Genomic DNA, 20,096 nt, shown 5'->3' with positions numbered 1-20,096 from the left:
CGGCCATGAGCAGCAGCACGGTCAATGGCGGCATCTCCTTCTGGTACGCGGACGACGGCCTTCCCGAGACGCGGGAGCCCCTGCCCGGTGACGCGACCGCCGACGTCGTCATCGTCGGTGGCGGCTACACGGGGCTGTGGACCGCGTACTACCTGAAGAAGGCGGCACCCTTCCTCCGTATCACCGTCCTGGAGCAGAAGTTCTGCGGGTACGGGGCCTCGGGGCGGAACGGCGGGTGGCTGTACAACGGGATCGCGGGGCGCGACCGGTACGCGAAGCTGCACGGCAAGGAGGCGGCCGTCCGTCTCCAGCAGGCGATGAACGAGACGGTCGACGAGGTGGTGCGGGTCGCCGCCGAGGAGGGCATCGACGCCGACATCCACCAGGGCGGCGTACTCGAAGTCGCTTACACACCCGCTCAGTTGGCGCGGCTCAAAGACTTCCATGCGCAAGAGCTGTCGTACGGCGAGAAGGACCGTGAGCTGTACGGCGCGAAGGAGACCGCCGAGCGGATCCGGGTCGCGGACGCGGTGGGCTCGACCTGGACTCCGCACGGGGCGCGGCTGCACCCGGTGAAGCTCGTCAAGGGGCTCGCGGCGGCCGTCGAGGCGCTCGGCGTGAGCGTTTACGAGCAGACGCCGGTCACGGAGATCCGGCCCAAGCACGCGGTGACGCCGTACGGGACCGTCCGCGCGCCGTACATCCTGCGCTGCACCGAGGGCTTCACCGCGGGCCTCAAGGGCCAGAAGCGCACCTGGCTGCCCATGAACTCGTCGATGATCGCGACCGAGCCGCTGACCGCGGAGCAGTGGGAGACCATCGGCTGGGAGGGGCGCGAGACGCTCGGCGACATGGCGCACGCGTACATGTACGCGCAGCGCACCGCCGACGACCGCATCGCGCTCGGCGGCCGAGGAGTCCCGTACCGCTTCGGCTCGCGCATCGACAACGACGGCCGTACGCAGGACGCGACCATCGAGGCGCTGTACGAGATCCTCGTGCGCTTCTTCCCGTCCCTGACCGGGGTGGAGGTCGCGCATGCCTGGTCGGGTGTCCTCGGTGTGCCGCGCGACTGGTGCGCCACGGTGACCCTGGACCGCTCCACGGGCCTCGGCTGGGCCGGCGGCTATGTCGGCTCCGGCGTCGCCACCACCAACCTCGCCGCGCGCACCCTCCGCGACCTGGTCCAGCAGGACTCCGGCCAGTCCGGCGCGACGGAACTGACCGGCCTCCCGTGGGTCAACCACAAGGTCCGCAAGTGGGAGCCGGAGCCGTTCCGCTGGATCGGCGTGCACGGCATGTACGCGACGTACCGCACGGCCGACCGCCGCGAACTGACCACGCACAGCGCGGAGTCGTCGCGACTGGCCCAGGTGGCGGACCGGGTGGCCGGGCGGCACTGACCACACCCGTGGCGCCGGGCGGCACCGGCGCCCGGTTCAGGTCACCGGCTCGGGTACGGGTGTGCCCGCGGGCGCGCGCTGGGGGGGCTTCGCCGTGACCATCAGGCCCGCGACCAGGCCGGCCAGGAGCATGATGCCGACGGCCCACCAGATGGCGACGGTGTAGCCGTGGACGATGCCCTCCTTCGTGATCAGGGCCTGCTGGGCGGGGTCGTGGAGGTGGGCGGCGATGTACGCCGTGCTGCTGGTGGTGGCGATGGTGTTCAGGAGGGACGTGCCGATCGAACCTCCCACCTGCTGCGAGGTGTTGACGGTCGCTGAGGTGACGCCGGCGTCCTGCGGGGCGACTCCGGCGGTGGCGGTGGCGAAGACCGGCATGAAGGTCAGGCCCATGCCGAGGCCCATCAGGATCATGCCGGGCATGATGTGGCTCGCGTACGCGGAGTGGGTCGTGAGCTGGGTGAAGACCAGCATTCCGGATGCCGCGAGGACCATGCCGGGGACCATCAGCATGCGGGGCGCCACGCGGCTCATCAGCCGGGCCGAGATCTGCGTCGAGCCGGTGATGATCGCGGCCGTCAGGGGCAGGTAGGCCATGCCCGTCTTCACCGGCGAGTAGCCGAGGACGACCTGGAGGTAGTAGGTCAGGAAGAGGAACATCCCGAACATGCCCATGACGGCGAGGGCCATCGTCAGGAAGCAGCCCGCGCGGTTGCGGTCCTTGACGATGTGCAGGGGGAGGAGGGGGCTCGGGGCCCTGTTCTGCCACCACACGAAGATCGTGAGCAGTACGACGCCCCCGGCGAGCAGGGCCAGGACCAGCGGGTCCGTCCAGCCGCGCGGCTCCGCCTCGCTGAACCCGTAGACGATCGCGACGAGTCCGCCGCAGCCCAGCACCGCACCGGGTACGTCGAGCCGGACATCCTTGTGGCCCGGGTGGGCCGGTAGTAGTGCGAGCGCGCCGAAGACCGCGATGATCGCGATGGGGATGTTGACGTACAGACACCAGCGCCAGTTCAGGTACTCCGTCAGCAGCCCGCCCGCGATGAAGCCGATCGCCGAACCGCTGCCCGCCAGCGCGCCGTAGACGCCGAAGGCCTTTCCGCGCTCCTTCGGGTCGGTGAACGTGATGGTCAGCAGGCTGAGCGCGGAGGGGGCCAGTACGGCGGCGAAGGCGCCCTGGAGCGCGCGGGCGCCGAAGAGCATGCCGGGGCTGGTGGCGGCGCCGCCCAGCGCGGAAGCGGCGGCGAAGCCGATCAGACCGAAGATGAAGGTGCGCTTGCGGCCGACCAGGTCCGCGATCCGGCCGCCGAGCAGCAGGAGGCCGCCGAAGGCCAGCGTGTATGCCGTGATCACCCACTGGCGGTTGCCGTCGGACATGCCCAGATCGCGCTGTGCGGAAGGGAGCGCGATGTTCACGATGGTCGCGTCCAGGACGACCATCAGCTGTGCGAGGGCGATGACCACCAGGCCCCACCAGCGGCGGGGGTCGGCACCTTCGGGAGCCCCGGGTTCAGGTTCACCTGTTCGGGTGACGCTCACCTGGTCAGAAGACCATGAATCGGGATGTATTGCATCTTTGGGTTCGTGGCGTATCGCGTCTTTGGGTCCGCGGCGTATCGCGTCTTCGGTTCCATGGCTGGTCGCACCTTCGGTTCCATGGCTGGTCATGGCTCCAGCACCACCTTTCCGATCGTGCCCCGGGTTTCCAGCGCCCGGTGGGCGGCGGCGGCTTCGGCGAGCGGGAAGCGGGTCACGGCCGGGGTGAGGCGGCCGGCGGCCGCTTCGGTGAGGGCGCGCAGCTCCAGGGTGCGTACGGGGCTGGGGCCGCCCGCCTTTCGCAGCATCACGGGGCCGAGCACCTGTTCGGTGACGCCCTCGATGATCAGCGGCTCGCCGCCCTGGATGCCCTCGCCGGACCAGCCGAAGACGAGGTGCCGGCCGCCGGGGCCCAGGAGGCCTATGGCTGCGCGGGCGACATCGCCGCCGACGCCGTCGAAGACGACTGTGGCCGTGCGTGGGCCGAGGTGGGCGCGGACCTGTTCCGGCCAGGTGGTGTCCTTGTAGTCGACGGCCAGGTCCGCGCCGTTCTCGCGCACCAGGGCCACCTTCTCCGGGCCGCCGGCGAGGCCGATCACGGTGGCGCCCGCGTGCCGCGCGTACTGCACGAGCAGGGTGCCGATGCCACCCGCGGCGGCGGGGACGACGGCCACGGAATCGGGGCCGAGCTCGGCGAACTGCACGATCCCCATGGCCGTACGACCTGTTCCGATCATGGCGACGGCCTGGGCGAAGTCCAGGTTCTCGGGGATCTCGTGGAGGCGGTCGACGTCGGTGACGGCCAGTTCGGCGTAGCCGCCGGGGGCGAAGCCGAGGTGGGCGACGACGCGTTTGCCGAGCCAGAGCGCGGCGACGCCCTCGCCGAGGGACTCGACGGTTCCGGCGACCTCGCGGCCGGGGATCGTCGGCAGCGAAGTGGGTGCGGGGGCCGGGCCCTGCATGCCTTCGCGCAGGGCCGCGTCCAGGAGGTGGACGCCCGCCGCGGCCACGGCGATACGGACCTGGCCGGGGCCCGGCTCGGGATCCTCGGTCTTCTCGTGCGTGAGGTTCTCGGCCGGGCCGAAGGCGTGCAGGCGGATGGCTTGCATGGGTGGGCTCCCCTGGGGTTCGCCGAAGTTCGCGAGGGTTCGTAGAAGGCCCACTTTTCAACCTCAAGCATGCTTGAGGTCAAGGCGTTCGCGGATCCTGAAGGCCAGGGCGACCGCTTCCAGCGCGCTGTTGAAGGAGACCTCCGAGAGCACGCCAGGTGCGGCGACTTGGTCGCCCGCCAGATAGACGCCGTCGCCGCGGTCGATGGAGGGCCGGTCGCGCCAGCTGGTGCCGGGCAGGTCGACCGCGCCCGTACGGCCGCCCGCGACCGCCTCGCGCCGCCAGGTGACGCGCTCGCGCCAGCCCTCGAAGGCGAGGTCGAGGAGGCGCTCGGCGCGGACGGCGCCGTCAGCTCGGGACTCGTGCGGGGCGATCGGGATCTGGCCCTGGATGAGCTGTTCCCCGGCCGGGGCGAGGGTGCGGTCCTGCGCGGTGAACCTCTCGATCCAGCCGGGCGCGTCCAGGTCGGAGACGGCGAACGCGTCGCCGCGGCGGGTGCGGACCGCCAGGTCGATGAGGGCGGTGCGGCCGCTGGTCCAGGTCAGCGAGTCGTCCTTGAGGAGGCGGCGGGCGGAGGCGAGGGAGGTGGCGACGATGACGGGACCCCGGTCGACGGGGAGGGCGTCGATCCGGGCCAGGGTCTCCATGCGCACGCCGAGATTCCATGCCCGGGCGGCCATCCGGTCGATGACACTCGCCCAGCCGCCCCTCGGGTAGTGCGCCTCCGGGGGCAGCTTCGTGGCGCGGCGCAGCCGTTCCTGCACGAACGCCGCGGAGAGGGAACCGGGGTCGTGGTGGAAGAGGGCGACGGCGGAGTAGTGCGCGGCGGCCCGGGCGCCTTCCTCTCCAGCCTGTTCGGTGGCCCAGGTCAGGAAGTCGACGTCCACGGGGGCCTGTTGGGAGGTCCGGCGCAGCAGCTTGAGCATGGCGAAGGGCGGGGTGCGGCGCAGGGTGCCCTTGTGGTGCAGCCGCAGCCGGGCGGCTTCCAAGGGCGGGAGCGGGGCGAGCGGTCCGATCAGGTCCCGCTGCTTGAGCCAGGTCCAGTGCGGGCCGCCGCTGTAGAGGGCGTGGGGGCCTTCGTTGGTCTTGTACGGGCCTTCGGCGGTCCGCGCCCGCCCGCCGAGGGTGTGGTGGGCTTCGTACACGGTGACCTTGGCACCGGCTTCGGCGGCGGTGATCGCTGCGGTGAGGCCGGCGAAGCCGCCGCCGATGACGGTGAGGTGGTGCATGGCTGGGGTCTCCCTCTGTTTGGGGCCGTGCTTGGGGTCGTTTTTTGGGTCCTGCTCGGGTCGCCTTTCTGTGAGTACGACTGGTTGAGGGCACCGGAATGTGACATCGGTGCCGGATTCTCTTTGTCTTTGCAGGTCAGGGGGGTTGTCAGTGGGGGCGTGCAGGATGGGGGCATGGTGAGGCGAGCGGGCGGTGGCGGTGGCGGTGCGGCCGGTGGGGCCGGGGTGAAGGCGGCGCGGCGGCCGGAGGTGCGGCTGCCGGCGCTGGAGTCGTACGACGGCTTCGGGCTGGAGCCGGACGGGGATTACGACGGGCTGGAGTTCCGGGAGGTGGACTTCGTCGGGCAGGACGGCGGGGGCGCCCGCTTCATGGACTGCGCGCTGACGGGGTGCGCGCTGGACGAGACGCGGCTGCACCATGCGCGTGTCCTGGACTCGGTCCTGATGGGCATACGGGGCGTGGGCACCGATCTCGCCGAGTCGACGCTGCGTGATGTCGAGGTGGTGGACGCCCGGCTGGGCGGGGTGCAGTTGCACGGCTCCGTGCTGGAGCGTGTCCTGGTCCGCGGCGGCAAGATCGACTATCTGAACCTGCGCAAGGCCCGGCTCAAGGACGTCGTCTTCGAGGGATGTGTCCTCGTCGAGCCGGACTTCGGGGGTGCCCGCCTGGAGCGTGTCGAGTTCGTGGACTGCGTCCTCAAGGGGGCGGACTTCACGTCGGCGACGCTTACGGACGTGGATCTGCGCGGGGCGGCGGAGCTGGACATCGCGCGGGGGGTGGACCGGCTGGCGGGGGCGGTGATCAGTGCGGGGCAACTGCTGGATCTGGCACCGGTGTTGGCCGCGACTATGGGGATTCGGGTGGAGGGTGGCGGAGAGGGCTGATTCGGGGTTCGCCGCCGTTGTGGGGGCGCGCGGTGTGGGGGCGCGCGGTGTGGTGCGTGGGGCGGGGCCGGGTCGGGGGTATCCGTCCTCGGTCTGGCGCGGAATCGGTGGGGTTTCAAGGAGCCGGCGTTGACGCGCCATCCGCTGCGGGCGGACACCCCCGACCCGGCCCCTCGGCGCCGTCAGCGGCCGCCGGTGCGTGGGGGTGTGCGTCCCTGCGCCCTGCGCCCGGCACCCGGTCGCTTGGTGCCGTCAGTGGGTGGCGGTGTGTGGGGGTGGGCGTTCTCGCCCTGTCTTCGCTCTCCTCTGGACGGTCCTAGGAGAGTCTGGGGAAGCGGGCCTCCAGTGTCCAGATCGCCGGGTTTTCGCGGAGCGGCTCGTGCAGGTCGGTGAGGTCGGCGAGGAGGTCGTGGAGGAAGTCGCGGGCCTCGCGGCGGAGTTCGGAGTGGGAGAAGGTCAGCGGTTCCTCGTCGCGGTGCATCCAGTCGGCCTCGATGTCCACCCAGCCGAAGCGGCGCTCGAAGAGCATGCGGTCGGTGGATTCGGTGAAGTCGAGCTCCGCGTGCTGGGGGCGGGAGGCGCGGCTGCCGCGCGGGTCCTGGTCGAGTTGCTCCACGATGTCGCACAGCGCCCACGCGAAGTCGAGCACCGGCACCCATCCCCAGGCTGTGGACAGCTCCCGGTCCGCCTTGGTGTCGGCGAGGTAGACGTCGCCGCAGAACAGGTCGTGGCGGAGTGCGTGGACGTCCGCCCGGCGGTAGTCCGTCTGGGGCGGGTCCGGGAAGCGGTTGGAGAGGGCGTAGCCGATGTCGAGCACGTAGGTGATGGTGTCATGCCCTCGTAGGATCATGGGTGTGCCCCGATCTTCCGCCACCGTCCCCTTTGCCCTGGCGCTCGCCGTCGTCCTGACCGCGTGCGGCGGCGGTGGCGTGCACGGAAAGCCCGGCGCGTCCGGTGTCCGCGATCCGTACTTTCCGAAGATGGGCAACGGGGGGTACGACGTCAGTCACTACGGGCTGACACTGTCGTACGACCCGCGCGGCAAGCACCTCGACGGTACGGCTGAGATCACGGCTCGGGCCACGCAGAACCTCAGTGCCTTCCACCTCGATCTCAAGGGGCTGGACGTCGAGGGCGTCACCGTCGAGGGCAAGGCAGCCCGGTGGAACCGGGCCGGCCAGGAGCTGACCGTGCGCCCGCACGACGACCTCGACAAGGGGGAGACGTTCCGGGCGACGGTCCGGTACTCGGGCACACCCGAGACGATCACCGACCCGGACACCTCGGAGGAGGGCTGGCTGCGCACGGCCGACGGTGCGGTGGGGCTGGGGGAGCCGACGGGGTCGATGGCGTGGTTCCCCGGCAATCACCATCCTTCAGACAAGGCGTCGTACGACATCAGGATCACCGTTCCGGAGGGGCTGAAGGCCGTTTCCAATGGTGAGTTGATGAGTGAGACGACTGCCAAGGGGCGTCGGACTTTTGACTGGCACGCGGCCGAGCCGATGGCGAGCTATGTCGCGACGCTTGCGATCGGCAAGTACGACGTCACCCGCTCGACTACGAAGAACGGTCTGCCGGTGTACGTCGCCGTGGACCCGACGCAGGTGAAGGCCAGCAAGAAGGTGCTCGCCCAGATCCCCGAGATCATGGACTGGGAGGAGTACAACTTCGGCCCGTACCCCTTCTCCTCGACCGGCGCGATCGTGGACCGCGGCGACGACGCGGGCTATGCCCTGGAGACCCAGACCCGGCCCTTCTTCCCCGGCGCCCCCGACACCGAGACCCTCGTCCACGAACTGGCCCACCAGTGGTACGGCGACTCGGTGACGCCCAAGTCCTGGCGGGACATGTGGCTCAACGAGGGCTTCGCCACGTACGCAGAGTGGCTGTGGCAGGAGGACCACGACGGCGACACGGCCGACGAGATCTTCAACTCCCTCTACAAGGGCGACTATTACGACGACCCCGCCGACAATGAGGCCGTATGGGCCTTTCCCCCGGCGAAGCCCAGCAGCGCGGCGCACATCTCCGACAGCCCGGTCTACGAGCGCGGTGCGATGGTCCTCCACAAGATCCGCCAGGCCGTCGGCGACGACACGTTCTACGACATCATCCAGGGCTGGGCCGCCACCCACCGCCACGGCAACGCGGACACCGACGACTTCACGGCGTACGTCGAGAAGAAGGCGCCCGACAAGGACTTCGGGGAGATCTGGAAGGACTGGCTGTACGGGGAGGGGAAGCCGGACCACCCGTGAGGAGGAGGGGTGGCCCGGCTTGGTCGTGACGGGTGTGCCGTAGCGGCTAGTTCACGTTGACCGCGGTCCAGGCCGAGGCGACGGCCTGGTACTCGGCGCTGCTCGCGCCGTACAGGTCGCTCGCCGCCTTGAGGGTGGCGACGCGGGCGCCCGCGTAGTCCGTGGAGGACGTGAAGTACGTGGTCAGGGCCTTGTACCAGATCTGGTCGGCCTTGGCGCGGCCGATGCCGGTGACCGTGGAGCCGTTGTAGGTGGGCGAGTTGTAGCTGACGCCGTTGATGGTCTTCGCGCCGCTGCCCTCGCTCAGCAGGTAGAAGAAGTGGTTGGCGACGCCCGAGGAGTTGTGCACGTCGAGGCGGCCGACCGTGCGGGACCAGTAGTCGGCGGAGCCGCCGTCCTTGCTGGGCTTGTCCATGTAGCGCAGCGGGGTGCCGTCGCCGTTGATGTCGATCTTCTCGCCGATGAGGTAGTCGCCCACGTCGGAGGAGTTGTTCGCGTAGAACTCGACCGAGGTGCCGAAGATATCGGAGGTCGCCTCGTTCAGGCCGCCGGACTCGCGGGTGTACTTCAGCCCGGCGGTGGCGGCGGTCAGGCCGTGGCTCATCTCGTGTCCGGCGACGTCGAGCGAGGTCAGCGGGTGGGTGTTGCTCACGCCGTCGCCGTACGTCATGCAGAAGCAGCTGTCCGACCAGAAGGCGTTGACGTACGCGCTGCCGTAGTGGACGCGGGAGTAGGCGGCCTTGCCGTCGCCGGCGATGCCGTTGCGGTTGAACGCGGACTTGTAGAAGTCCCAGGTCACCGCGGCGCCGTAGGCGGCGTCGACGGCCGCGGTCTGGCGGTTGGCGGGGGTGCCGTCGCCCCAGCTGTCGTCCGCGTCGTGGAAGAGGGTGCCCGTGCCGGTCGTACCGCCGTTGAGGTCGTACGTCTTGTGGCCGCCGCGGCCGCCGTCGGTCAGGTCGTAGCCTCCGGAGGAGGAGGCGGTGCTGCCGACGGTGACGGTGCCGCTGTACTCGCTGGTGCCCGTGCCGGTGTCGATGGCCTCGTAGTCGTACAGCTTCTTGCCGGTGGCGGCGTCGGTGATGACGTGCAGCTCGCTCGGGGTGCCGTCCTTCTGCACGCCCTTGACCACGGACTCGTACGCGAGGACGGGCTTGGCCGGGACGGCCCAGACGATCTTGCGGGTGGTCGTGGAGGTGGTCTTCGCGGCGGACTTCTCGGAACTTGCCGCGCTCAGGGCGGACTTCTTCGCGGCGGACGCGGATACGGCGGCCTCGGTGGACGCGACGGATATCCGGGCCTTGGCCGCCTTTTCGACGCCTTTGAGGTGGCCGCTCTTCGTCACATGCGTGACCAGGTCGCCGCCGAGGACGGGCAGTCCGGCGTACGTCCGCTCGTAGCGGGTGTGGACGGTGCCGCTCGCGTCCTTGACGACATCCCGGACGACGAGCTTCTCCTGGGCGCCGAGCCCGAGCTCCCCGGCGGTCGAAACGGCGTCGGCCTGGGCCGACTTGATGGCCGCCACGCGGGCGGACGTGCTCAGCGGCAGGGCGGTCGCCCCGCTGGTGTGCTCCGGGGCGGCGGTGGCCGACCCGTTCTGCACGGCGAGCACGACCATCGCGGCGGACGCGGCGAGGGCGGCGGCACGCAGTGCGGTCTTGCGCGGGGTGTGCGCGGCACGGGAGTGCAGTCTCACTCGAACTCCTTCAGACAAGCCACAGATGAGCCACGGCGGACTCACAGGCATGGGGCATGAGGGTGGGGCCTGAGGGGAAGTGCGAGGAGAGGGTGACACCTGACACCCCCTGTTTGACAGGGTGCGGTCAATTTTTTACATGTTCGTATCCGAAATCCGTGCGCTCGGCTCCGCTATGCGGGCGGCCGGAATGTGTCCAACTCGGCGAGCAGTCGGGGGAGTTGGGGTGGCCAGAGGGCGTCCGTCGTATCGGCCGGCTCTTTCGGCGTCCACCAGCGCCAGTTCAGGATTCCGTCCTCGGCGTGCGCGGCGCCGAGGTGGTCGCCGTGGGGTTCGCGGTGTGGGCCGCGCGTCACGTAGATGTGCTCGTGCCGAGGAAGACGGCCCCGTCGGGATCGAGTGGTGGGAGGAGGGTGAGAGGCACGCGGTGCAAGCTACCGGGGGCGACGGTGGGGGCGGGAGGGACGGGGGGTATTGGCCATCTCGCCCCCTTCGGGCGGATACGGTCGAGCGGATGGCATCCGGGCAGGGTGTCTGCCACGCTTGCCTCCCGGCTGAAGGGTGACTCCTGTCAGGAGTTCCGATGACACGGCGACGAACGTCCGATTGGCGCGAGGCTCGATTCAGGCAACTGCACGCGTATGTCAGCCAGTTGGTTGCCCCCCTCATCACCAAGTCTCTTGAGGAGCAGTCCGGCGACATCGCCGTTCCCGGTCTCCCGCTGCTCACCCGCCGGGGCTGGATCCCGCGCAGACCACTCCCGCTGGACCAGGTTCAGCTGAACTACTCCGCGCCCCGCGCCGACACCTTCGACGCGGCCAAGCGGCTGCTGGCGCCCTACTGGCCGACCGTCGAGGGGATGCGCGTCCCCACGTACTCCGCCGCAGTGTTCCAGTTCGCGAAGCCGCCCATGTTCTTCGACGCTCCGTCGTTCCGCCTGCTAGGCCTCGATCCGACGGCCTCGGAGCGGACGGGCCGTTCGACCGCCCTCCAGTTCACCATGGGGTCGTACTACGACTGGATCGACACGGGCGAGGCGCTCGGCTACGAGGCCGCCAAGCGCTACGCGGAGTCCGGCGGCGCCTCGATCATCGGTCCCTACCGTGAGTCCCTGAGGGGGCCCTTCGACTTCGCCGGCCGGTGTGCGACGCCCGGCATCAACACGCTCACCATCCGTGCGTCACGGCGCCGTTCGCTCTTCTATCTGCACCGGCGTACCTCGGTGGCCACCGCCCGTGGCACCGTCCACGTGGTCCCGGCGGGCGAGTTCCAGCCCTCCGGCGGTGACACCGGGGGACACACCGTGGGAGGAGCCGACCTCGACGTGCGGTCCACGATCATCCGGGAGTACATGGAGGAGATCCTCGGGCGCCCCGACGTGATCAATCCGACGGAGCACGTCACACCGGTCGACTTCATGTCCGACCCGGAGTACGCCGCCGTGGAGTCGGCTCTGCGCGGGGGCGGTGCCCAGTGCCACTACCTGGGAACCGGGCTCTACCCGCTCACGTGGAAGCCGGAGATCCTCATGGTGTGCGTCTTCGACGAGCGGCTCTTCGACCGTGTTTTCGCGGAGATGTTCAACTCGGTGGACGAAGGCGACCTTGAGGGCCCGGGCGGCCGGCTGCTGGACGAGGACGACCGTCTCCCGGGCACGATCCACTTCCTCTTCGGCCCCAGGAAACGCCCTTATCAGGGGCTGCCCTTCGACGAGGAAACCGTCGCGAGCTACGCGAACGACCCGACCACCCTGCCCGCGGCACGCGCCTGTCTGAAGCTGGCCTGGCAGCATCGGGGACACCTGAACATCCCGACGGCCTGAACCTGAACCTGAACCTGAAGGAGAACCTATGGCGGACGCTTCGGCTTCGCACCGACCCGGCTGGCTGCTCTGCGACTTCGCCGGTGTGCTCGGCCTGCATCAGCCGGAGGAGCTGCGGCAGCGGATGGCCGCGGTCGCGCACGCCGAGTTCGGGCCCTTCTGGGAGGCCTACTGGGCCGAACGCCAGGCGTACGACGCCGGTGACCTCTCCCGCGGGGACTACTGGAAGCGGGTCGGGGCCCGGATCGACGCCGACTGGCCCGAGGCCCTGATCGTCACCCTGAATGAACTCGACGTCGAGAGCTGGCTGTTCCCCAACCAGGAGACGCTGCGGGTGGTCGCGGAGATGAGGGCGGCGGGCACGCGGCTGGCCGTGCTGTCCAACGCCCCCCTCTCGCTGGCCGCCGCCCTGCGCGCGCTGGCCTGGCTGGAGCCGTTCGACCAGGTGGTCTGCAGCAGCGAGATCCGTGCCGCGAAGCCCGACCCTGCCGCCTATCTGACGGCGCTGGAGATCCTGGGGGCCACCGCGGACGAGGTCGTCTTCGTGGACGACCGCCAGGTCAATGTCGAGGGCGCAGGGGTCCTCGGAATCCGGTCCGTGCTCTTCTCCGACGCGGCCCGGCTCCGCCGCGATCTGCTCGGCTGACCGGCCAGGGAAACGGGTGGTCGTGCAGATGCTGGTACGACGCGCCCTGCCAGACCGGGGGGCGGGCCAGTAGCCGAGGGTCGTACATCAGTCCTTGCGGAAACGTCGTGCGTTCCAGGCAGGTCGCCGACAGGAGCTGGTCCGTCGTCAGCCCCTGGCTGTTGTACAGGTTGACGTCCGGGAGCCATGCCCGGGTCAGTTCCGCGCCGGAGAACCAGGCTTCGCGCTGTTTCGCGTGGTCCATCCGGCAGTCGGTCAGTACGGCCCCGGTGAGATGAGTGCCGTACAGCTCGGCCTCGTCGAGCTTTGCCTCGGCCAGTCGTGCCTTCTGCAGCTTGGTTTCCTCCAAGGTCGCGGCGCTGAGCCAGGCCTCGGACAGATCCGCGCCCTGGAGGTCGGCCCGGGTGAGATCGGCGCCGCCCAGCAAGACACCCCTGAGGTCGGCGCCGGGCATCCGCGCGTCGGTCAGCCAGGCGCCGCACAGATCGGCCTGTGAGAGCCGGGGACTGTGCCCTTCCTGGTCGGGCAGCAGCTCCAGTCCGGTGAGGTCGGCGCGGCGCAGGTCCATGTTGTTCTTCTCGTCCCGCACAGGCCTGCGGGCCAGCACGGTCATGGCGGCGGCGACGTCCTCTCGTACCGCCGAAGGAGGCCTGCCGGGGCGGACGGGGGACTCGCTGCGGACGAACGCCGCCAGGATCTGGACGACGGTTTCGTGGTCACGCGGTGACTCCCGCATCACATGTTCCAGTGCGAAGATCCCGCTCAGCCGCTCCACAAGAATCCCGGAGGCCAGCGCGGTCGTGGCCCTGGCGAAGCGGTCGGTCACCTGACCGCGGCGGGACAGGTAGTACGTACGGACCGAGTAGGCCAGCCCGGTCAGTCCGGCGGCGCCTCCCACGGCGACGAGCAGCGTGCGGCGCACCTCGTCGATGGCCCTGGGACGCTCCCGCGCCGGCAGGTCGCGCACCGTGTCGCCCGCGATCTGCCAGGCGGCCGGGCCCAGCAGGAACAGACTCACGCCGATGATGACGACGATCACGAGCGCGTACCGCGTGACGGAGAGCGAGAGGACGTGCCTCAACGCTCGTGACCCCCACGCTCGTGGCCTCCACCCGGAATCGCTGCCCATGAAGGCATGACACCGCAAGTTCCGCCGCTTTGGCCAGAGTTGGGCGGTTCGGACATCCGGCCGCCCGCGCTGTCCGTGCCTGGGGCGGGGGCCGCCGAAGCCGTGTTCCGGGCACGTGCAGGGAGTCCCCGGACACGCGAGGAGCCCCCGGCCTGGGCCGGGGGCTCCTCGGGAAATGCGCGACGGTCAGTGTCAGACGCTCACGCCGAAGTCCTGGGCGATGCCCACGAGGCCCGACGCGTAGCCCTGGCCGACCGCGCGGAACTTCCACTCCGCGCCGTTGCGGTAGAGCTCGCCGAAGACCATGGCGGTCTCCGTCGCCGCGTCCTCGGAGAGGTCGTAGCGCGCGATCTCGGCGCCGCCGGCCTGGTTGAGGATGCGGATGTAGGCGTTGCGGACCTGGCCGAAGTTCTGCGAGCGGGTCTCGGCGTCGTAGATCGAGACCGGGAAGACGATCTTGTCGATGTCGGCGGGGAGGCCCGCCAGGTTGACGTTGATCGCCTCGTCGTCGCCCGCGCCCTCGCCCGTGCGGTTGTCGCCGGTGTGGACGATGGTCTGGTCCGGGGTCTGCTTGTTGTTGAAGAAGACGAAGTGGGCGTCCGAGTAGACCTTGCCCTGGGTGTTGACCGCGATGGCCGAGGCGTCGAGGTCGAAGTCGGTGCCCGTGGTGCTGCGGACGTCCCAGCCGAGGCCCACGGTGACGGCGGTCAGGCCCGGAGCCTCCTTGGTGAGCGAGACGTTGCCACCCTTGGACAGGCTTACAGCCATTGTTGGGAGTCCCTTCCCTCGTTGCGTACGAACACTGTGCCCGCACGTTTGGGCTTCGTACGGGCACGAAGCTACAGCTACCTCTAGGAACGCCAAGAGGGGTACCGAAGGTTCCAGCTCCCTTTACTTTCTTTACCTTCTTGACGGAGACGCTCTGGGCGGAAAAGAGGGTGACGTGGACCGGACAGACACGCGACCATGGACCCATGTCCGGTCCTCACGTCATTCGCGGCTCCGTCTCCCTTCCCGAGGCCGAGCTCATGTGGCGTTTCTCGCGATCCAGTGGGCCCGGCGGGCAGCACGTCAACACGAGCGACTCCCAGGTCGAGCTGCGGTTCGACCTCGCGAAGACCGAGGCGCTGCCGCCCGTCTGGAAGGAGCGCGCCCTCGCCAAGCTCGCCGGGCGGCTTGTCGACGGCGTCATCAGCGTCAGGGCCTCCGAACACCGCTCCCAGTGGCGTAACCGTGAGACCGCGGCCGTACGGCTCGCTTCCCTGCTCGCCGAGGCTTCCGCCCCACCGCCCAGGCCCCGCCGGGCCACCCGCATCCCCCGCGGCATCAACGAACGCCGCCTGCGCGAGAAGAAGCAGCGCGGGGACACCAAGCGGGGCCGTTCCGGGCGGGACTGGGGATAGTCCTCAGGGGCTCTGCCCCTTCGACCCCGGGGGTTGTGTGTCGGGTGCGGGTGGGTGGGGGTTGCTCGCGCAGTTCCCCGCGCCCCTAAACAACCGCCGGCCCGCCCCGGGTGCTTTTAAGGGGCGCGGGGAACTGCGCGACCAGCCCCCACCCACCCGCAGCCGACACACAACCCAGGGGGTCTGGGGGCGCAGCCCCCCGCTTGTCACATCCGCTCCCCGCGATCCGTCAACCCACTGACGGGACGGACCGTGACGAGGAGATGTTTACCCATGAGTGACGTGAGTGGCAGCGCATTCCCGGGCAAGGGCGAGGCCGAGTTCCTCGCCGCCCGTTTCGAGTCCCACCGCGGCCATCTCCGCGCCGTCGCCTACCGCATGCTCGGCTCGCTCACCGAGGCCGATGACGCCGTGCAGGAGGCCTGGCTCAAGCTCAGCCGGGTCGACGCCGCCCGGGTCGACAACCTCGGGGGGTGGCTGACGACCGTCGTGGGGCGGGTCTGCCTGGACATGCTGCGGTCCCGTCGGACCCGGGGCGAGGAGTCCTTGGAGGAGCAGCCGGGGGTGCGGATGCCGGAGCCGGTCATCAGCCCCTTCGGAGGGATCGACCCGGAGCAGGAGGCGCTGCTCGCCGACTCGGTGGGGCTGGCCCTGCTCGTCGTACTGGAGCAGCTCGCGCCCGCCGAGCGGCTCGCCTTCGTGCTGCACGACCTGTTCGCCGTGCCGTTCGACGAGATCGCGCCCATCGTGGGCCGTACGCCGGCGGCGTCCCGTCAGCTCGCCAGCCGGGCCCGGCGCCGGGTCCAGGGCGGGGCGCCCGCGCCGGATCCCGACCTCGCCCAGCAGCGGGAGGTCGTCGAGGCGTTCCTGGCGGCGGCGCGCGAGGGTGACTTCGACGCGCTCGTCGCGGTGCTCGACCCGGATGTCGTGGCCCGCTCGGAGGCCGGTGTGACCGCCGGTGCGATCGCCGTGGCCTCGGGAGCGAGCAGCTTCGCGCATCTCGCCCGCATCGCACGGCCCGCCCTCGTCAACGGTGCGGCGGGTTTCGTGGTGGTCGCCGACGGGCGCCCGGTCAGCGTCCTCGCCTTCACCGTCGTAAAGGGCAGGATCGCCGTGATCGACATCCTCAACGACCCGGAACGGCTGGCCGGGCTCGACGTCACGGTCCTCGACCGGTGACCGAGTGGCCCGAGGGTTCAGCCCAACTGCCGGTAGCGGCCCTTGAAGTACATCAGCGGACCCCCGTCCGCGCTCGGCACCTGGGCCGTCAGGACGCGGCCGATGACCAGGGTGTGGTCGCCCGCGGGCACGCGCTGCTCGGTGCTGCACTCCAGGGTCGCCAGGGCGCCGCACACCAGGAGCGCCCCGGACGCCTCGCCGCGGACGTACGGGATGTCCTCGAAGAGCAGCCGGTCGCTGATGCGGCCCTTCATGGCGAAGCGGCCCGCGATGTGGCGCTGGCTCTCGGAGAGCACGGAGACGGCCCACAGGGGCTGTTCGTCGAGCAGGTCGTCCATGCGGGAGCCCTCGCGCAGGCTGACCATGACGAGGGGCGGGTCCAGGGAGACGGACATGAAGGCCGTCGCGGTCATGCCGACGTCCTCGCCACCGGGGCCGTCCGGGTCCAGCGCGGGCTCGTGTGCGGTCACCAGGACCACGCCCGCGGCCAGCCGGGTCATGGCGGCGCGGAACTCGTCGTTGCTCACCCCCTCAGCATGCACGGACGGGGTGGGTGGAGCGGCAGGGGGAGTCTTCAGCACGCCGAAACGCTAGTGTCCGCCCCCGGGGTGGCACATCGGACCTCGGCCCGAGCCTGGTCCTAGGACCAGCGACGGAGATACCGAGCGAGATACCGACCGAGGCACCGATCGAGACGCTGACGGCAACGCACCTGTACAACGGACACAATTGCTCACAGTCTCTGCACAGCTCCGCAATATGCGTTCAGTAAACGCACGGTGAAAATGCAGAAACCCCACTCAATTGTTCATCTTCAGCTGTGACTTGAGTCACAGGAGCCATATTTTGTTGACCCTGTGTACCGAGTGGGCAGCGCGCTGTGATTCAGTGGCGGGGAAGCTGAGCAAGAAGCTACCAACTAGTACCACCTAGTACGCCGAGAGAACCCTGGAGTTGCTGCGAGGTCTCGAGGGGAGGGCGCATGGAGACCGAGTCGGAGCCCTACGTCCGTCTTGCGACCCTGCGGCAGCTGCACACCGTGATGGCGGACATGAACACCGCCCGCAGCCTGGCCGACACGCTGCAGACCGTTGCCGACGGCGTGGTCACCGGCCTCGGCTTCGAGCTGGCGTGTGTCAACCTCGTACGCCCGGACGGCGACCTCGTCGTCGCCGCGCTCGCCGGCAACTCCGCCGCCGAGGCCCTCATCACCGGCCGTGTCGGCTCCCGCGCCTCCTGGGACCGCCGGCTGAACATGGGCGAGGCCTGGGGCGACCTCCGGTTCATACCGCACACCGAGGGCTGGGTCCTCGACGAGGACGACGTACCGCAGTGGTACACCGACGGTCCCGCGCCCCGCTTCGAGGACGAGTGGCACCCCTCCGACCGTCTCTTCGCGCCGATGCATACACCTGGCGTCTCGGGCGCCAGCTGCGGCGAGCTGATCGGCGTCCTGTCCGTGGACCGGCCGCGCAACGGGCGGCGTCCGGGCGCGTGGGGGCGTGAGGCGCTCCAGATGTACGCGTTCCAGGCCGCCATCGCGATCAGCAACGCGCGTCTACGTGCCAATATGCAGCGCGCCCTCGTCCGCCTCGAGCGCGAGCAGCAGGCCCTGCGCGCCAGCGAGGAGTCCTTCCGCCAGGCCTTCGAGTACGCGCCGAGCGGCATGGCGATCGCCGAGATGGGCGGCGACCAGCACGGCCGCATCCTGCGGACGAACGACGCCCTGTGCCGCCTCCTCGGCCGCCCCGCCTCCGCGATGCGCCGCTACTCCTTCTCCGACCTCGTGCACCCCGAGGACATCGGCACCCTGCTCAGAACGTCCGCCGAGGGCGGCCGGGCCGAGCTGCGGCTCGGGCGGCGCGACGGCAGCTACGTCTGGGTGCACCTGCGCAACTCCGTCGTCGCGGACGCCGCCGACGGCCCCCGTTTTCTGCTCACCCACGTCGAGGACATCGAGGAGCGCAAGCGGCGTGAGCTCCAGCTCGCCCACCGCGCCTCGCACGACGCGCTCACCGGCCTGCCGAACTCGGCCGAGCTGCGCTCCCGGCTCAGCTCCCGGCTCTGTCAGCGCCCGCAGTCCCTGCCGCCCGGCGCGGTCGCCTCGCTGGACGCGGCGTACGGGCACGGGCAGTTCGCGGAGCTGCCGGGAGGCCAGGGCGGGTACGACGGGAACGGCCACCCGGCGTACGACAACAACGGCCACGGCTTCGACTTCCAGCCCGCCTCCGAGGCGTACGACGCCTTCGATCACCACGTGCACACGATCGCGCCCGAGGGCGAGACGGACGACGGCGCCAAGGGGCTCGCGGTCCTCTTCTGCGACCTGGACGGCTTCAAGTCGATCAACGACCGGTTCGGGCACAACGCGGGTGACGCGGTCCTCATCGAGGTGGCGAGACGGCTCACCCACGCCGTCCGGGACGGCGACACGGTCGCCCGCCTCGGCGGTGACGAGTTCGTGGTGCTCGCCGACGGGCTCGGCCGGGCCGACGCCCAGGACCTCGCCGTACGGCTGCGGAACGCGATCATTCCGCCCATCCGGGTCGACGGACGGGCCGTCCGCGTGGGCGCGAGCTTCGGCATCGGATGGGCACACTGCGGCATGACGGCGGACGAGGTGCTGAAGTCCGCTGACGAACGGATGTACATCGAGAAACGGTCTCGTCCCAAACAGCATCGGCGTGCGGGATAAATCCCAGGTCAGTGCGTTGATGCGGTGAAGACCCCCCGTTTGGCTCAGCAAGAGCGGGTAGGCTCGCCCTTCATCCGTATGACGCATCTGAACCGCACCCGCTGAGGAGACCTAGGGATGACGCCCGGCAACAACGGCGCGAGCACGCCCGAGGACGACGACCCGTTCGGCTATCTCTACGCCGATGGTCAGGCCAACGGAGCCACCCCGCCCCCTGGAGGCGGCGGCTACGGCTACCCGGGCTCGGTCAACAGAGTGCGGCCGGTCGGCGAGCGCCAGTACGGACAGCAGCAGGCCCAGCCCGGCTACGGCCAGCAGCCGCCGACCGCGCAGTACGGCCAGGTGCCGCAGCAGCAGGCGTACGGCCAGCAGCCCGGGTACGGCCAGAACGCGCACTACGCGGCCCCCGAGACGATGGGTGGCGCGCCCACCAGCCGGCAGCCGCTGCCCGGTGACGGCGGCGGGCGCGGGCGCGGCCCCAACACCAAGGGCCTCCTCATCGGCGCGATCGCCGTGGTCGCCGCCGTCGTGATCGGCATCGGCGTCGCCATGCTGGGCGGCGGCTCGGACGACGACAACAGCAGCGACAACGTCAGCTCGGGCCCCACGACCTCGCAGAGCGCGTCGCCGAGCGCGTCGGAGTCCAAGAGCTCCGGCGCCTCCACGGAACTGCCTGAGGTCGAAGGGAAGGCGCTGAACCTGGGCACCGGCGTGTCCACGGCGTCGGACGTCTCGGGCGCCCTGTCCGACGGCGGTGTCTATGTGACGGGCCTGAACGCCACGGGTGCCTCCGTCACCTGGACCGTCAGCGACATCCCGAAGACCGGCGCCTACACCCTCTTCGCGCGCTACAGCGCGGCCGGTGACGACCAGTCGATGACGCTCACCGTCAACGGCAAGGTCTTCGGCTCCAAGCTGAGCATGAAGAACTACGCGCACGCTGAGGACGGCGACTTCGAGAAGGGCTGGACGAAGACCTTCGCCTGGCCCACCCTCAACAAGGGCACCAACACGATCACCATCTCCTGCGGGGACGGCGACAGTTGCAACGTCCTGCTCGACCAGCTGTCCCTGAAGGAGGGCCAGGTCAAGGAGTAGCGGC

At 70.0% G+C, this 20,096-nt stretch carries 18 protein-coding genes; 9 read left to right on the top strand and 9 right to left on the bottom strand.

Going from position 1 to position 20,096, the window contains the following annotated elements; all coding sequences use genetic code 11:
* Positions 1-5 precede the first annotated feature (5 nt).
* Positions 6-1,403 carry an NAD(P)/FAD-dependent oxidoreductase gene (locus OG975_RS21945; RefSeq protein ID WP_406331028.1) on the top strand — a complete coding sequence of 466 codons (1,398 nt, stop codon included), beginning with the start codon at positions 6-8 and terminating at the stop codon, positions 1,401-1,403.
* A 36-nt stretch (positions 1,404-1,439) separates the two neighbouring features.
* Here OG975_RS21945 and OG975_RS21940 read toward each other — a convergent pair whose 3' ends face one another.
* The 3 genes from OG975_RS21940 to OG975_RS21930 all read right to left on the bottom strand — a co-directional run bounded on the left by OG975_RS21940 (position 1,440) and on the right by OG975_RS21930 (position 5,281).
* Positions 1,440-2,945, bottom strand: coding sequence for an MFS transporter (locus OG975_RS21940; RefSeq protein WP_406331027.1), 1,506 nt, complete (start codon positions 2,943-2,945; stop codon positions 1,440-1,442).
* Between the two features lie 125 nt (positions 2,946-3,070).
* Positions 3,071-4,051, bottom strand: coding sequence for a zinc-binding dehydrogenase (locus OG975_RS21935; protein ID WP_406331026.1), 981 nt, complete (start codon positions 4,049-4,051; stop codon positions 3,071-3,073).
* Between the two features lie 63 nt (positions 4,052-4,114).
* A complete protein-coding gene (locus OG975_RS21930; protein WP_406331025.1) occupies positions 4,115-5,281 on the bottom strand; it encodes an NAD(P)-binding protein in 1,167 nt (388 codons plus the stop codon).
* Positions 5,282-5,455: 174 nt separating this feature from the next.
* Here OG975_RS21930 and OG975_RS21925 point away from each other — a divergent pair, with 174 nt between their 5' ends.
* A complete protein-coding gene (locus OG975_RS21925) occupies positions 5,456-6,166 on the top strand; it encodes a pentapeptide repeat-containing protein (protein ID WP_406331024.1) in 711 nt (236 codons plus the stop codon).
* 316 nt (positions 6,167-6,482) lie between these two features.
* Here the strand turns inward: OG975_RS21925 and OG975_RS21920 are convergent, their stop codons facing one another.
* Positions 6,483-7,016 carry a hypothetical protein gene (locus tag OG975_RS21920; protein ID WP_406331023.1) on the bottom strand — a complete coding sequence of 178 codons (534 nt, stop codon included), beginning with the start codon at positions 7,014-7,016 and terminating at the stop codon, positions 6,483-6,485.
* Between OG975_RS21920 and OG975_RS21915 the strand changes: the two genes are divergently transcribed.
* On the top strand, positions 7,015-8,427 hold the full coding sequence (locus OG975_RS21915; RefSeq protein WP_406331022.1) for a M1 family metallopeptidase: 1,413 nt from the start codon (positions 7,015-7,017) through the stop codon (positions 8,425-8,427). The two genes, OG975_RS21920 and OG975_RS21915, sit on opposite strands and share 2 nt — an antisense overlap.
* 46 nt (positions 8,428-8,473) lie before the next feature.
* On the opposite strand, the gene OG975_RS21910 is transcribed toward OG975_RS21915, so the two are convergent.
* Complete coding sequence (locus OG975_RS21910; RefSeq protein ID WP_406336401.1) at positions 8,474-10,042, bottom strand: M4 family metallopeptidase; 1,569 nt, start codon at positions 10,040-10,042, stop codon at positions 8,474-8,476.
* Positions 10,043-10,293: 251 nt separating this feature from the next.
* The gene (locus OG975_RS21905) at positions 10,294-10,476 is read right to left on the bottom strand and encodes a hypothetical protein (protein WP_406331021.1); all 183 of its coding nucleotides are present in this window, start codon (positions 10,474-10,476) and stop codon (positions 10,294-10,296) included.
* Positions 10,477-10,703: 227 nt separating this feature from the next.
* Here OG975_RS21905 and OG975_RS21900 point away from each other — a divergent pair, with 227 nt between their 5' ends.
* Together OG975_RS21900 and OG975_RS21895 are read left to right on the top strand one after the other, a co-directional pair.
* On the top strand, positions 10,704-11,942 hold the full coding sequence (locus OG975_RS21900) for a hypothetical protein (RefSeq protein ID WP_406331020.1): 1,239 nt from the start codon (positions 10,704-10,706) through the stop codon (positions 11,940-11,942).
* A 28-nt stretch (positions 11,943-11,970) separates the two neighbouring features.
* Positions 11,971-12,588, top strand: coding sequence for an HAD-IA family hydrolase (locus OG975_RS21895; protein WP_406331019.1), 618 nt, complete (start codon positions 11,971-11,973; stop codon positions 12,586-12,588).
* Here OG975_RS21895 and OG975_RS21890 read toward each other — a convergent pair.
* Complete coding sequence (locus OG975_RS21890; RefSeq protein WP_406331018.1) at positions 12,503-13,669, bottom strand: pentapeptide repeat-containing protein; 1,167 nt, start codon at positions 13,667-13,669, stop codon at positions 12,503-12,505. The two genes, OG975_RS21895 and OG975_RS21890, sit on opposite strands and share 86 nt — an antisense overlap.
* A 240-nt stretch (positions 13,670-13,909) precedes the next feature.
* The gene (locus OG975_RS21885) at positions 13,910-14,485 is read right to left on the bottom strand and encodes a TerD family protein (RefSeq protein ID WP_327429723.1); all 576 of its coding nucleotides are present in this window, start codon (positions 14,483-14,485) and stop codon (positions 13,910-13,912) included.
* 206 nt (positions 14,486-14,691) lie between these two features.
* Here OG975_RS21885 and arfB point away from each other — a divergent pair, with 206 nt between their 5' ends.
* Both arfB and OG975_RS21875 read left to right on the top strand, forming a co-directional pair.
* On the top strand, positions 14,692-15,120 hold the full coding sequence (gene arfB / locus OG975_RS21880; protein WP_406331017.1) for an alternative ribosome rescue aminoacyl-tRNA hydrolase ArfB: 429 nt from the start codon (positions 14,692-14,694) through the stop codon (positions 15,118-15,120).
* Positions 15,121-15,393: 273 nt separating this feature from the next.
* Positions 15,394-16,299 carry a sigma-70 family RNA polymerase sigma factor gene (locus OG975_RS21875; RefSeq protein ID WP_406331016.1) on the top strand — a complete coding sequence of 302 codons (906 nt, stop codon included), beginning with the start codon at positions 15,394-15,396 and terminating at the stop codon, positions 16,297-16,299.
* Between the two features lie 17 nt (positions 16,300-16,316).
* Here OG975_RS21875 and OG975_RS21870 read toward each other — a convergent pair whose 3' ends face one another.
* The gene (locus OG975_RS21870) at positions 16,317-16,826 is read right to left on the bottom strand and encodes a flavin reductase family protein (RefSeq protein ID WP_406331014.1); all 510 of its coding nucleotides are present in this window, start codon (positions 16,824-16,826) and stop codon (positions 16,317-16,319) included.
* A gap of 455 nt (positions 16,827-17,281) precedes the next feature.
* Between OG975_RS21870 and cdgB the strand changes: the two genes are divergently transcribed.
* A complete protein-coding gene (gene cdgB, locus OG975_RS21865) occupies positions 17,282-18,994 on the top strand; it encodes a diguanylate cyclase CdgB (RefSeq protein WP_406331013.1) in 1,713 nt (570 codons plus the stop codon).
* A 117-nt stretch (positions 18,995-19,111) separates the two neighbouring features.
* Positions 19,112-20,092 carry a CBM35 domain-containing protein gene (locus OG975_RS21860; protein ID WP_406331012.1) on the top strand — a complete coding sequence of 327 codons (981 nt, stop codon included), beginning with the start codon at positions 19,112-19,114 and terminating at the stop codon, positions 20,090-20,092.
* Positions 20,093-20,096: the final 4 nt, after the last annotated feature.

Origin of the sequence: Streptomyces sp. NBC_00203 (assembly GCF_045206325.1) — a bacterium.
In the GTDB taxonomy this organism is placed as follows: domain Bacteria; phylum Actinomycetota; class Actinomycetes; order Streptomycetales; family Streptomycetaceae; genus Streptomyces; species Streptomyces lutosisoli.
This window is presented reverse-complemented; position numbering and strand designations above follow the sequence as displayed.